The following is a 13,693-nucleotide window of genomic DNA, read 5'->3' on the forward strand; positions in this document are numbered from 1 at the left end:
GGGGGGGGGCGGGGGGGGGGGGGGGGGGGGGCGCGCCCCCCGCCCCCCCGCCCCCCCGCCCGGCTGGCGCCGCCGGCGCCGGGGGGGGCGCGCCCGCCGGGGGGGGGCCGGACGACCGGGGGAATGGCGGGCTGCCACGGCGTGTTCTCCTTCGTGCCATTATTGGACCCGGTCCACATATGCACCTCATGCGAGCCGGACCCTCCCATTCTCCCAAGAAGGACACCCGTGACCTCCACCGCAGCGCCCGCCGTCGAGACCGACCGACCGGGCATCACTCCGGGCACCGCCCGCCGCGTCACCGTCGCCTCGTTCGTCGGCACGGCGCTCGAGTCGTACGACTTCTACCTCTACGCGTACTTCGCCGCCTTCTTCGTCGGCCCGCTGTTCTTCGCACCGCTCGGCACCTTCGGCGGGGTGCTCGCCGGGTTCCTCGCGATCGCCGCCGGCTTCGTCATCCGTCCGGTGGGCGCCGTCATCTTCGGCAACCTCGGCGACCGGATCGGGCGCCGGCCCACGCTCCTCATCACGATCCTGCTGATGGGCGTCTCGACCGGACTCGTCGGCGTGCTGCCGACCTACGCGGCGGCGGGCTGGTTCGGCGGCATCGCGATCGTGCTGCTCCGCCTCGTGCAGGGCGCGTCCGTCGGCGGGGAGTGGGGAGGCGCCATCGCCCTCGCCACGGAGTACTCGAACCCCAAGCGGCGCGGCTTCTACGCGGCGCTCCCCCAGCTCGGCTCGCCGGTCGGCTCCATCCTCAGCGCGGTCGTGTTCATCGTCCTGACGCTGACCATGTCGACCGAGGACATCGCCGCATGGGGCTGGCGCATCCCGTTCCTCACCGCGTTCCCGCTGCTGCTGGTCTCGCTCTACCTGCGCTGGTCGATCGACGAGACGCCGGTGTTCCGCCGCCTGGTCGAGACCGGCACGCGCGACCGCTTCCCGGTGCTCGACGTCTTCCGCAAGGCGCCCTCCGGATTCGTCATCGGCATCGGCGCCGCGGTGCTCGGCATCGGCTCGTACTCGCTGATGAACACCTACATGGTCGACTACGGGACGGCCGTACTCGGCTTCCAGTACCAGGACCTCCTCGTCGCCACGACGATCGGCGGCCTGCTGCAGCTGGTGACCATCCCGCTGTTCGGGCTGTGGGCGACGCGCATCGGCTCGGCGCGCGTCGTGGCGATCGGCGCGATCGGGACGCTCCTCGTGGCCTTCCCGATGTACTTCCTGCTGCAGTACGCCTCGTTCGGCATCCTCGTCGGGAGCATGATCATCGGCGGCATCCTGCCCACCCTGTCGTGGGCGGGTCTCGGCGGGATGATGTCCGACCTGTTCCCGAGCGCGGTGCGGTACAGCGGGCTCTCGGTGGCCTACAGCATCGCCGCGCTGCTCACCTCGTTCGTGCCCGCGCTGACCCTCGTGCTCGGCAAGGCGACCGGCAACGCCTGGTGGCACCCGGGCATCGTGCTCGCGATCATGTCGGCGATCACGCTCGTGGCCTCCCTCTTCGCGGCCAGGAGGGCGCCCATCGTCGACGACGTCTGAGCGCCGGCGGTCCCGCCCGATCGGCGGCCGCGCCGCGTCCTCGGGTAGCCTGGTACGGACCCCATACTCAGGCACCCCGAGGACACGGTGCCGCACATATCGATCGGAGAACCATGAGCGCCGCCGGCCCTGCGCCCGAGACGAGCCCCGTGCCCGACAAGCCCGCCCTGGAGGGACTGGAGGCCAAGTGGGGCGACCACTGGCAGTCCGACGGGACCTTCCGCTTCGACCGCGATGGCGCCCTCGCCACCGGCCGCGACGGCGTCTACTCGATCGACACTCCCCCGCCCACGGCCTCCGGCTCGCTGCACATCGGGCACGTCTTCAGCTACACGCACACCGACGTCGTGGCCCGCTTCCACCGCATGCGCGGTGAGCACGTCTTCTACCCGATGGGCTGGGACGACAACGGCCTGCCGACCGAGCGCCGCGTCCAGAACTACTACGGCGTGCGCTGCGACCCCTCGCTGCCCTACGAGCCGGACTTCGTCCCTCCCTTCGAAGGCGGGGACAACAAGAGCACGAAGGCGGCCGACCAGAAGCCGGTCTCCCGCCGCAACTTCATCGAGCTGTGCGAGCGCCTGACCGAGGAGGACGAGAAGCAGTTCGAGGCGCTCTGGCGCACGCTCGGCCTCTCGGTCGACTGGTCCCAGACGTACCGGACGATCGGGCAGGACTCGATCCGCACCTCCCAGCTGGCGTTCCTGCGCAACATCGAGCGCGGCGAGGCGTATCAGGCGCAGGCGCCGACATTGTGGGACATCACCTTCCGCACCGCCGTCGCGCAGGCCGAGCTCGAGGACCGCGAGCAGCCCAGCGCCTACCACCGCGTCGCCTTCCACGGCGCCGACGGCCCGGTGTACATCGAGACCACCCGGCCCGAGCTGCTCCCCGCCTGCGTCGCCCTCGTCGCGCACCCCGACGACGAGCGCTATCAGGCGCTGTTCGGCACGACGGTCCGCACGCCGGTCTTCGGCGTGGAGGTCCCGGTCGTCGCCCACCACCTGGCCCAGCCCGACAAGGGCACCGGCATCGCGATGATCTGCACGTTCGGCGACATCACCGACGTCACCTGGTGGCGCGAGCTCGACCTCCCGAACCGCGCGATCATCGGCTTCGACGGCCGCATCCTCCCCGACGCTCCGGAGGCGATCACCTCCGCCGAGGGCCGCGCGGCCTACGCGCAGCTCGCCGGCAAGACGGTCTTCTCGGCCAAGCAGGCCGTGGTCGAGCTTCTGCGCGCCTCGGGCGACCTCGTCGGCGACCCGAAGCCCATCCAGCACCCGGTGAAGTTCTTCGAGAAGGGCGACAAGCCGCTCGAGATCGTCTCGACCCGGCAGTGGTACGTGCGCAACGGCGCCCGCGACGAGCAGCTGCGTGCCCGCCTGATCGAGCTGGGCCGCGAGCTCGGCTGGCACCCCGACTTCATGCGCGTGCGGTACGAGAACTGGGTCGGCGGCCTCACCGGCGACTGGCTCATCTCGCGGCAGCGCTTCTTCGGCGTGCCGATCCCGGTCTGGTACCCCCTCGACGCCGAGGGCAATCCCGTCTTCGACCAGCCGATCCTGCCGACCGAGGACATGCTCCCGGTCGACCCGTCCTCCGACGCCGCGCCCGGCTACCAGGAGGCGCAGCGCGGACAGGCCGGCGGCTTCGTCGGCGAGCACGACGTGATGGACACGTGGATGACCTCCTCGCTCACCCCGCAGCTGGCCGGCGGTTGGCAGCGCGACGACGAGCTGTTCGACGCGGTGTTCCCGTTCGACCTCCGGCCTCAGGGGCAGGACATCATCCGCACCTGGCTGTTCTCGACCATGCTGCGCTCCGCGCTGGAGGCCGACGTCGCACCGTGGCGGAACGCCGCCATCTCGGGCTTCATCGTCGACCCCGACCGCAAGAAGATGTCGAAGTCGAAGGGCAACGTCGTCACGCCGGCGGACATCCTCGAGAAGCACGGTTCCGACGCCGTCCGCTACTGGGCCGCCTCCTCGCGCCTCGGCACCGATGCGGCCTTCGACCCGCAGAACCCGACGCAGATCAAGATCGGCCGCCGCCTGGCCATCAAGGTCCTCAACGCGGCCAAGTTCATCCTCGGCTTCGAGGCGCCGGCCGCGCTGGACCTGGCGCTGGTGACCGCGCCGCTCGACCGCAGCATGCTTCAGAACCTCGCCGACGTGATCGCCGACGCCACCTCCGCGCTCGAGAACTACGACCACGCCCGGGCCCTGGAGGTCGCGGAGACCTTCTTCTGGACGTTCTGCGACGACTACCTCGAGCTCGTCAAGGAGCGCGCCTACGGCGAGGCCACCCCGGAGCAGGCCTCCGCGGTGGTCGCCCTGCGCGTCGCCCTGTCGGCGTTCCTCCGGCTGTTCGCCCCGGTGCTGCCCTTCGCGACCGAGGAGGCCTGGAGCTGGTTCCAGGACGGGTCGGTGCACGTCGCCGCGTGGCCGCAGGCCGCCGAGACGGTCGCCGCCGACTGGCCGGATGCGCGCGAGGTGCTCCCGACGGTCGGCCGCGCCCTCACCGGTGTTCGCGGAGCGAAGACGGCCGCGAAGGCCTCGCAGCGCACGCCGGTCGACTCCGCCGTGATCTCCGGGCCCGCGCACGAGATCGCAGCCGTCGAGGCGGCCGCCGGCGACCTCCGCTCGGTCGGCAGAATCGCGGAACTGCGGTTCGCCTCCGCCGACGAGCTGGTCGTGACCGATATTCTGCTTGCTCAGGCCCCGAGCGAGGAGGAACGATGACGGCTACGGTCAGGCGCGTGGAGGACAACGAGTTCTTCACCTGGCTCGACCTCTACGCGGGGTACGGCGAGTTCTACGAGCAGCCGGTCACCGACGAGAAGGCGCTGCTGGTCTGGAGCTGGATCTCCGACCCGGAGAACGAGCTGGAGGCCTACTTCGCCGTCGACGACGAGGGCACGCCCATCGGGCTCGCCCACGTGCGCGAGTTCGTCCGCCCGCTGGACGGCAGCAAGGGACTGTACCTCGACGACCTCTTCGTCACGCCCGACGCGCGCGGTGCGGGAGCCGGCACGGCCCTCCTCGAGCAGCTGAAGCAGACGGCGAAGGAGCGCGGCCTCTCGGTCGTGCGCTGGATCACGGCCAAGGACAACGAGACCGCGCGCCGGCTCTACGACGCCGTCGCCGAGAAGACGAAGTGGGTGACCTACGACCTCGTCCCCTGAACACGGACGGGATATGGTCGAGGCACGGCGAACGGAGGGACCCATGTCGATCGAGATCCGACCGGTCAGGGACAGCGATTTCTTCACCTGGCTGGATCTCTACGCGGACTACGCGAAGTTCTACGACACCGAGCTGACGGATCAGAAGGCGTTGCTGCTCTGGTCGTGGCTGACGGACCCTGAGCATGAGGAGAGCGGCTACGTCGCCGTCGACGGCGACCGCATCGTCGGCCTCGCCCACGTGCGCGAGTTCGCGCGGCCGCTCGAAGGCGACCGCGGCCTCTTCCTCGACGACCTGTTCGTCGCAGAGGACGCCCGCGGGAGCGGAGTCGGGACGGCCCTTCTGGAGCACGCCCGCTCGCTCGCCGAGCAGCGCGGCCTCGGCGTCGTCCAGTGGATCACCGCGCACGACAACGCGGACGCGCAGCGCGTGTACGACGCCGTCGGCGAGCGGACCCAGTGGGTCACGTACGAGATCACGCTCGCGGAGAGGACCGCCTGATGCAGCTCGGAACCCGCTGGGCCGTCGGCGATCAGGCCCCCGCGAACCTTCCCGAGGTCGTCGGCTACGCCGTCTCGACCGTCGAGGAGGAGCTCGTCGCGACCGACGTGGACACCGCCGGCTGGAGCTGGACGCTCACCTGGCTGGAGGGCAAGCCCGTCGTCGAGCTCGACGACGGCACGGTCATCCGGTACAACCAGGCCGAGGACACCGCCACCATCACCCAGACGATCGAGGCCGACGCGGGCGACTTCGGCGAGGTCTGAACCGACGCTTCCCGCACCGCGGAGGTCGGGCTTTCAGCGCGGCAACTGCGGGAGGTCGCGTGCGGCGCGATCGCGGGTCGCCTCGACGACGGCCACGCGCTCGGCGTACCGGCGCTGTCGCGGCGGGCGGGCCCCCCAGGCGGTGAGCGCGCGTCCGGCGCGCAGGGCGAGTCGTTGCGAGATCGGTCGCGGGGCGGAGATCGAGACGGCGGTCATGATGCCTTTCCTTCTGCGACGGGTGTTGCGGTGGCGGGCGCCGGCTCGTCCTGCGGGACGTGCCGGTCGGCGCCCAGGAGCAGGCGCGCGGCGACGAGCGTCGCGACGATCACGACCGCGCCGCCGATGACGAACGGGAGGCGCAGGTCGATCCGGGCGACGAAGCCGCCGAGCATGGTGGCGATGGGGGTGAGCCCCCAGCCGATGGTGCGGACGATGCCCATCGCCCGGCCCAGCATGGCGTTCGGGATGATCGCCTGACGCAGCGCACCCCACGGCACGTTCCAGACGGCGACGCCGAACGCGCCGACCGCGTACGCGATCACGCCGGCGACGACGTTCGTCGTGAGGCCGACGCCGAGGATGCCGGCACCGCTGACGAGCACGGACCAGAAGAGCACGCGCCCACGCCCGAACCGCGCGACCAGCCTGCTCGACACGAGCGCGCCGAGCAGCGCGCCGGCGCCGATCCCGGCCATGATGACGCCGATCAGGGCCGCGGGGACCGAGAACGTCTGCAGGAACAGCAGCACGACGCTGCCCTGCGCGAAGGCCAGCGCGGAGGCCGTCAGCGAGGTGAGCACGATCATCGCGCGCAGGAAGCGGTGGTGGACGAGGAAGCCGACGACGGCGCGGAACCGTGGACGCTCGGCCGCCCCTCCCTCCGCCTCCCCCAGCGCGGGGGGGGGGGGGGGGGGGGGGGGGGGGGGGGGGGGGGGGGCGGGGGCCCGCGCGGGGCCCCCCCCCCCCCCCCCCCCCCCCCCCCCCCCCCCCCCCCCGCGGGGCCGCCCCCCCCCCCCCCCCCCCCCCCGCGCGCGGGGGGGGGGGGCCGCGACTGGGATGCTGAGCGCGAGCAGGCCCGCGATGAGGAACCCGGCGCCGGAGAGCCAGACCGGCAGCACCAGCGCGGCCGCGTAGAGGAAGCCGGCGATCGGAGTCGCGATGAAGTTCTGCACGACGATCTCGGCCGACTGCATGCGGCCGTTCGCCCGGTCGAGCTGCGACCGGATCACGAGGCTGGGCACGACCGTCGTGGTGGCGTTGTCGAAGACGGTCTCGCCCAGCCCGATCAGCAGCACGCCGGCGTAGAGCCACCAAATGGTCAGGCCGCCGGAGGCGATGAGCAGCGCCAGACCGGCCGCGACGGCGAACCGGAGGCTGTTCGCCGCGGCCATCGCGATGCGGCGGTCGACGCGATCGAGCAGCATCCCGGCCGGGATGCCGACCAGCAGCCACGGCAGGAACGTCACCGCGGTGAGCCCGGCGATGAGGGCGGGGTCGCGCGTCAGGGTGGTCGCGATCAGCGGGACGGCGGTCCGGCTGATGCCGTCGGCGAGGTTGCTCGCGATGGCGGCGGTCCACAGCCTCCCGAACCCGGCGCCGAGGGGCGTGCGCGTCAGGGCGGCGGTGCTCATCGCTCCTCCTGCTCGACCAGCGGGAAGGCGTTGAACTGCACCTGCACGCGCTTGCGGTCGGCGTGCGCGTCGGCACCGCCGGACTCCTCGGCCGCCGCGCGCTCCGCCGCCCACTTCTCCTTGAGCCGCGTCTGCAGGGCGTAGTACTCGCGGCCGAGCTCGGCGAGCTGCTCGCGGTCGACCTCGAGGTGGGCGGTGGAGAGCGTGCTCGCCTCCATCCACTCCATGCCGAAGGTCTCGAGCCCGCGGCGCAGGAAGCCCGTCAGGCGGCGCTCGTTGTTCTGGTGCCACGCCAGCGAGACGAGCTCGTTCGCCTCGCGCCCGGCTGGCGACTCCAGCGTCTCGGGCGAGCCGATCGTGACGCCGCCCGGCGCCATCCGCCACCACCGCTCGCGGCCGGAGTTGCGTTCCGCGTCCTCCACGATGATGCCGTGCTTGGCGAGCTGCCGGAGGTGGTAGCTCGTCGCACCGCTCGACTCCCCCAGCCGCTCGGCCAGCATGCTCGCCGTGGCCGGCCCGAAGTCGGACAGCTCGTTCATCAGCTCCACCCGCAAGGGGTGGGCCAGCGCACGTAGCGCGGCCATGTCGAGGGCGTCGTCCCAGGGGTGGCCGGTGGTTGGGTCGGTGTCGGACATGACCCCAGGTTAGCTATGCAAAGGATTCTTTGCAATAGCTTCTTTGCAACGACTTCTTTGGAAGTCGCGGTGTGCGGTCAGACGTAGGCGACGATCTCGCCGTGCGGCATCCCGTACCAGCCGTTCGGGAGGCGCGACCACTCCAGCCAGGCCGCGGCGATCTCCTCGAGGGCGGCATCGTCCGCGATGCCCTCGTCGCGCGCGTGGCGCCCGAAGTCGGACTCGATGACCCGCACGCTCCACGACTCGCCCCACCAGCGGCGGTCCTCCTCCGACGCGAAGCACCAGATGGAGGCGCTGCTCTCCACGCGCGCGAACCCCGCCTCCAGCGCCCACGATCGCAGCAGCCGCCCGGCGAACGGCTCGCCGCCGTTGGCGCGCTGGACGGCCTGGTTGACGCGCATCCACTCGCCGAGACCCGGCAGCAGCGGCGCCCACATGGTGCCGCCCCAGTCGACGTCGCGCGCGACGACGACGCCGCCTGGCTTCGTGACGCGACGGAACTCGCGCAGCACCGCGATCGGGTCGCCGACGTGCTGCAGCACCTGGTGCGCGTGGACCAGGTCGAAGGTGTCGTCCGCGGCATCGAGAGCGTACGCGTCGCCCTGCTCGAACCGCACGTTGGTGACACCGCGCTCGGCCGCCGAGCGGCGCGCGTGCTCCACGATGTCGCCGCTGTAGTCGACGCCGACCACCTGGCCGGGCGCGACCCGCTCGGCCAGGTCGAACGTGATGGTTCCCGGGCCGCTGCCCACGTCGAGCACGCACATCCCCGGCCGCAGCAGACCGGCGAAATAGGCGCCGGAGTTCTCGAGCGTCCGCCACTCGTGCGAGCGCAGAACGCTCTCGTGATGGCCGTGCGTGTAGCGTTCGTGGAGGTCCATGCGGCCATCCTAGGCAGCGCCGGGAGACCCTCCCGGCCACGTTACGTGAACGTCCGGTGGCCGTAGGCTGGGGCGATGGCCGACACGTCGAACCCCTTCTTCTCGCCCAGCCCGCTCCCCTATCAGCTGCCGCCGTTCGCCGACATCCGCGACGAGCACTACCGCCCGGCGTTCGAGCGCGGGCTCGCCGAGCAGCTGGCCGAGGTGGAGGCGATCGCCTCCTTGCCCGACGCCCCCACCTTCGAGAACACGATGGTGGCGCTGGAGCGCTCGGGCGGCACGCTGCAGCGGGTGGCAGAGGTGTTCTTCAACAAGAGCTCGTCCGACTCCACCGACTTCACCAACGCATTGGAGGAGGAGATGGCGCCGCGGCTCGCCGCCCACCAGGACGCCATCCGGCTGAATCCCGACCTCCACCGCCGCATCGAGGACCTGTACCAGCGGCGGGACGACCTCGGGCTCGACGCCGAGTCCCGGTACCTGATCGAGCGCTACCGCACCGAGTTCACCCTCGCCGGGGCCGGGCTCAGCGACGACGACAAGGCGCGGCTCCGCGAGTACAACCAGCGGCTCTCCACCCTCACCACGCGGTTCGAGAAGAACCTGCTCGCCGACACCAATGAGCTGGCCGTGGTGTTCGACTCCGCCGACGAGCTCGCGGGCCTCGGCGCCGGTGAGCTCTCCGCCGCGGCGGAGGCGGCCCGAGAGCGCGGCCTCGACGGGAAGTACGTCGTCACGCTCGTCCTCCCGACCGGGCACCCCTGGCTCGCGACGCTGCACGACCGCTCGGTGCGCGAGCGGATCATGACAGCCTCCCGCTCGCGCGGCATCCGCGGCGGAGACAACGACAACCGCGCGCTCGTGCTCGAGATCACCCGGCTGCGGGCCGAGCGCGCCCGGCTGCTCGGGTTCGAGACGCACGCCGCGTTCGTGACCGCGGACGAGACGGCCCGCACCCCGCAGGCCGTGGCCGACATGCTCGGCCGGCTCGCGCCTCCCGCCGCCCGCAACGCCCGCGCCGAGCAGGCCGACCTGGCCGAGCAGCTGCAGGCCGGCGCCGGGATCGACGGTTCCGGCGGCTCGGGCGAGGTGCAGTCATGGGACTGGGCCTACCTCGCCGGCAAGGTGCGTGCGGCGAAGTACGACGTCGACCTCGCCGCCATGCGGCCGTACTTCGAGGCCGAGCGCGTGCTGCGCGACGGCGTCTTCTACGCGGCCACCCGGCTCTACGGCATCACCTTCGAGGAGCGCCCCGACCTCGTCGCGTACCACCCGGAGGCGCGCGTGTTCGAGGTACGCAACGAGGACGGCTCCGAGCTGGGGCTCTACATCCTCGACCTGTACACCCGCGACTCCAAGCGCGGCGGAGCGTGGATGAACCCGCTCGTCGCCCAGAGCGACCTCCTCGGCACGCCGACCGTCGTCGTCAACAACCTCAACGTCCCGAAGCCCGCCCCCGGCGAGCCGACGCTGCTGACGTACGACGAGACCAACACGCTGTTCCACGAGTTCGGGCATGCGCTGCACGGGCTGTTCGCGCGCGTGACGTACCCGAAGTTCGCGGGCACCAACGTCTTCCGCGACTTCGTCGAGTTCCCGAGCCAGGTGAACGAGATGTGGATGCTGTGGCCGGAGATCGTCGAGCACTACGCGGTCCACCACGAGACCGGCGAGCGCATGCCGCAGGAGCTGATCGACCGCCTCCACGCCTCCGAGTCGTTCAACGAGGGCTTCGCCACGAGCGAGTACCTCGCGGCCGCGCTGCTCGACCAGGCGTGGCACAGCATCACGGCCGACGACGCGGTCGAGGACGTCGCCGCCTTCGAGGCCGACGCCCTCCGCGCGGTCGGCCTCGACAACCCGGCCGTGCCGCCGCGGTACGCCAGCACGTACTTCGCCCACACCTTCTCGGGCGGCTACGACGCCGGCTACTACTCCTACATCTGGAGCGAGGTGCTCGACGCCGACACCGTCGAGTGGTTCAAGGAGAACGGCGGCCTGTCCCGCGAGAACGGCGATCGGTTCCGGCAGCGCCTCCTCGGCGTCGGCGGGTCGAAGGACCCGCTGGAGGCATACCGCGACTTCCGTGGCCGCGACGCCGTCATCGACCCGCTGCTGAAGCGCCGCGGTCTCGACGGCTGAGCGGGCGGCCGCCCGAGCGGCTCGACGGTCGAACGCGCGGCGGTCGAGCGGCCCGGCGGCCGGCGCACCCTAGCCGTACTCCCGCGGCACGCTCTAACGTGAGCGCCAGCGCCATGCAGCGGGTCGCGGGAGGGGGCGGGGATGACGTCGACGCAGCCGGAGCCGGAGGCGCCCAGCGCCCGCACACTGCTCCTGCTCAGCGTGCCCGCCGTCGTCATCGGGGTGATCAGCGCGCTCGCACTGTGGGCCGTCGACGAGGTGGCCGGGCTGCTGGAGGACGGCGTATGGACGGCGCTCCCGGCCATGCTCGGCGTCGACCCGGACTCGGGCTGGTGGATCTTCCTCGTCCTGACGCTCACCGGCGTGGCCGTGGGGCTCGTCGTCTGGCTCGTGCCTGGCCACGCCGGGCCGGACTCGGCGACGACCGAGCTGGTCGCCGCTCCCCTGCGGCCCGGCATCGTGCCGTCGCTGGCGCTGGCCGCCGTGATCGGCCTGGCGGGTGGCGCCAGCCTCGGTCCGGAGAACCCGATCATCGCCATCAACACCAGCCTGCTCGTCGCGCTGGCGGCGCGGCTGTGGAAGGCGGTGCCGACGCAGCTCGTCATGCTGATGGCCGCGTCGGGCACCATCGGCGCCCTGTTCGGCACCCCGGTGGCCGCCGCACTGGTGTTCACCGGCATCGTCGCCACGGTGAAGGGCGGAGGCGCGCTCTGGGACAAGCTGTTCCTCCCCCTCGTCGCCGCGGCGGCCGGGTCGCTGACCATGACGTTCCTCGCGCATCCGCACTTCGCCATCCCGATGCCGGCGTACACGACGGTCACCGGCTGGGACGTGCTCTCCTCGGTGGTGATCGGCGCCGTCGCCACCGGCATCGGGATCGTCGGAGCGTACGTCTTCCCGCGGGTCCACTCGGTATTCCACGCGCTGCGGCACCCGTTGCTGATGACCGCGGTCGGCGGCATGGTGCTCGGCCTGCTGGGCGCCCTCGGCGGACGGATCACCCTGTTCAAAGGCCTGGAGCAGATGAGCGAACTGGTGCAGGACCGCGACGCCTACCCGCCGGGACAGCTAGCGCTCATCATCGTGGTGAAGCTGGCCGCGCTGCTGGTCGCGGCGAGCTCGGGCTTCCGCGGCGGACGCGTGTTCCCGGCGGTGTTCATCGGCGCCGCACTCGGTGTGCTGGCGTGGGCGCTGATCCCCGCCATCCCGCTGCAGGTCGCCGTGTCGGCCGGTGTGCTCGGGATGACGCTGGCCGTGACCAGGGACGGCTGGATCGCGCTGTTCGTGGGCGTCGCGGTGACGTCGAACCTGCTGATCCTGCCGATCCTGTGCCTGGCGATCCTGCCCGCGTGGCTGATGGTGACGCGGGCACCGGAGTTCTTGATCCGGCCGGCCGTCAGGCCGACTTCTCCTCGCGCCGTGGGCGATGCGGGACGATAGTCGGAGCGGCGTTCTCGAGCACGGCCTCCTTGGTGACGACCACCCGGGCGACCTCGGAGCTGGACGGCACCTCGAACATGATCGGGCCGAGCACCTCCTCCATGATCGCGCGGAGGCCGCGGGCGCCGGTCTTGCGAAGCACCGCCAGGTCGGCGATGGCCTCCAGCGCCGGCTGCTCGAACTCGAGCTGCACGCCGTCGAGCTCGAACATGCGCTGGTACTGCCGGACCAGCGCGTTCTTCGGCTCGGTGAGGATCTGCATCAGGGCGTCGCGGTCGAGCGGCGTGACCGTCGTGACGACGGGGAGGCGCCCGATGAACTCCGGGATGAGGCCGAACTTGTGCAGGTCCTCCGGCAGCACCTCGCTGAACAGGTTGATGTCGTCGCCCTTGGAGTGCAGCGGGGCGCCGAAGCCGATGCCCTTCTTGCCCGCGCGGGACGAGATGATCTCCTCCAGCCCGGCGAAGGCGCCGGCGACGATGAACAGCACGTTCGTCGTGTCGATCTGGATGAACTCCTGGTGCGGATGCTTGCGGCCGCCCTGCGGCGGGACCGAGGCGACCGTGCCCTCCAGGATCTTGAGCAGCGCCTGCTGCACGCCCTCGCCCGACACGTCGCGCGTGATCGACGGGTTCTCGGCCTTGCGGGCGATCTTGTCGACCTCGTCGATGTAGATGATGCCCGTCTCGGCGCGCTTGACGTCGTAGTCGGCGGCCTGGATCAGCTTGAGGAGGATGTTCTCGACGTCTTCGCCCACGTAGCCGGCCTCGGTGAGGGCGGTGGCGTCGGCGACCGCGAACGGCACGTTGAGGCGGCGGGCCAGCGTCTGCGCGAGGTAGGTCTTGCCGCAGCCGGTGGGGCCGATCAGGAGGATGTTGCTCTTGGCGATCTCGACGTCGTCGATGGCGTCGGCCGAGGTGATGGTCTGCTTGGCGCGGACGCGCTTGTAGTGGTTGTACACCGCGACGGCGAGGGCGCGCTTGGCCTGCTCCTGGCCGATCACGTACTCCTCGAGGAACCCGAAGATCTCCTTCGGCTTCGGGAGGTCGAACTCGCTCGACGCCTCCTCGCCCGCCTCGGCGAGCCGCTCCTCGATGATCTCGTTGCACAGCTCGACGCACTCGTCGCAGATGTACACGCCCGGACCGGCGATCAGCTGCTGGACCTGCTTCTGGCTCTTGCCACAGAAGGAACACTTGAGCAGATCGGCGCTCTCCCCGATGCGTGCCATCCCTCTCCCCCTCCTTCTACGGGTGTCTCCGTCCGAGCCTAACCCGTGCGACCGACAATGGCGTGCACCCGATGTCCTTTCGCGTCGCGCGCCGGGCCGATGCCGTCTGCCGACAGCAGAAGGGGGGGGGGGGGGGGGGGGGCGGCCCCCGCGCGGGGGGGGGGGGGGGGGGGGGGGGGGGGGGGGGGGGGGGGGGGGGGGGGGGGGGGGGGGGGGGGGGGGGGGGG

Annotated in this window: 12 protein-coding genes; 7 read left to right on the forward strand and 5 right to left on the reverse strand. The window is 71.6% G+C overall.

Going from position 1 to position 13,693, the window contains the following annotated elements; translation table 11 throughout:
* Positions 1-228 precede the first annotated feature (228 nt).
* The 5 genes from ACR9ZG_RS14425 to ACR9ZG_RS14445 all read left to right on the forward strand — a co-directional run bounded on the left by ACR9ZG_RS14425 (position 229) and on the right by ACR9ZG_RS14445 (position 5,503).
* Complete coding sequence (locus ACR9ZG_RS14425) at positions 229-1,548, forward strand: MFS transporter (protein WP_481285540.1); 1,320 nt, start codon at positions 229-231, stop codon at positions 1,546-1,548.
* A gap of 113 nt (positions 1,549-1,661) precedes the next feature.
* The gene (gene valS / locus ACR9ZG_RS14430; RefSeq protein ID WP_481285541.1) at positions 1,662-4,292 is read left to right on the forward strand and encodes a valine--tRNA ligase; all 2,631 of its coding nucleotides are present in this window, start codon (positions 1,662-1,664) and stop codon (positions 4,290-4,292) included.
* Entirely contained in the window at positions 4,289-4,735 is a 447-nt protein-coding gene (locus ACR9ZG_RS14435) for an N-acetyltransferase family protein (protein WP_481285542.1), read from the forward strand. The genes valS and ACR9ZG_RS14435 overlap by 4 nt, the downstream gene beginning before the upstream one ends.
* A 43-nt stretch (positions 4,736-4,778) precedes the next feature.
* A complete protein-coding gene (locus tag ACR9ZG_RS14440; protein WP_481285543.1) occupies positions 4,779-5,237 on the forward strand; it encodes an N-acetyltransferase family protein in 459 nt (152 codons plus the stop codon).
* Positions 5,237-5,503 (forward strand): hypothetical protein, encoded by a 267-nt coding sequence (locus ACR9ZG_RS14445; RefSeq protein ID WP_481285544.1) that lies wholly within the window; start codon positions 5,237-5,239, stop codon positions 5,501-5,503. The genes ACR9ZG_RS14440 and ACR9ZG_RS14445 overlap by 1 nt, the downstream gene beginning before the upstream one ends.
* A gap of 33 nt (positions 5,504-5,536) precedes the next feature.
* Here ACR9ZG_RS14445 and ACR9ZG_RS14450 read toward each other — a convergent pair whose 3' ends face one another.
* The 4 genes from ACR9ZG_RS14450 to ACR9ZG_RS14465 form a co-directional block, all read right to left on the reverse strand.
* Entirely contained in the window at positions 5,537-5,719 is a 183-nt protein-coding gene (locus ACR9ZG_RS14450) for a hypothetical protein (protein ID WP_481285545.1), read from the reverse strand.
* Entirely contained in the window at positions 5,716-7,134 is a 1,419-nt protein-coding gene (locus tag ACR9ZG_RS14455) for an MFS transporter (protein ID WP_481285546.1), read from the reverse strand. Before ACR9ZG_RS14455 ends, ACR9ZG_RS14450 begins: the two co-directional genes overlap by 4 nt.
* Positions 7,131-7,769, reverse strand: coding sequence for a helix-turn-helix domain-containing protein (locus tag ACR9ZG_RS14460; RefSeq protein ID WP_481285547.1), 639 nt, complete (start codon positions 7,767-7,769; stop codon positions 7,131-7,133). The genes ACR9ZG_RS14455 and ACR9ZG_RS14460 overlap by 4 nt, the downstream gene beginning before the upstream one ends.
* 77 nt (positions 7,770-7,846) lie before the next feature.
* Positions 7,847-8,653, reverse strand: coding sequence for a class I SAM-dependent methyltransferase (locus ACR9ZG_RS14465; protein ID WP_481285548.1), 807 nt, complete (start codon positions 8,651-8,653; stop codon positions 7,847-7,849).
* 75 nt (positions 8,654-8,728) lie between these two features.
* Here ACR9ZG_RS14465 and ACR9ZG_RS14470 point away from each other — a divergent pair, with 75 nt between their 5' ends.
* Together ACR9ZG_RS14470 and ACR9ZG_RS14475 are read left to right on the forward strand one after the other, a co-directional pair.
* Entirely contained in the window at positions 8,729-10,795 is a 2,067-nt protein-coding gene (locus ACR9ZG_RS14470; RefSeq protein ID WP_481285549.1) for a M3 family metallopeptidase, read from the forward strand.
* A gap of 141 nt (positions 10,796-10,936) precedes the next feature.
* Positions 10,937-12,235, forward strand: a complete 1,299-nt coding sequence (locus ACR9ZG_RS14475) for an ion channel protein (protein ID WP_481285550.1) — start codon at positions 10,937-10,939, stop codon at positions 12,233-12,235.
* Here the strand turns inward: ACR9ZG_RS14475 and clpX are convergent.
* Positions 12,192-13,466, reverse strand: a complete 1,275-nt coding sequence (gene clpX / locus ACR9ZG_RS14480; RefSeq protein ID WP_481285551.1) for an ATP-dependent Clp protease ATP-binding subunit ClpX — start codon at positions 13,464-13,466, stop codon at positions 12,192-12,194. The genes ACR9ZG_RS14475 and clpX overlap by 44 nt on opposite strands.
* Positions 13,467-13,693: the final 227 nt, after the last annotated feature.

The sequence above is a fragment of the Leifsonia sp. KNZ12-8B genome (assembly GCF_056755495.1).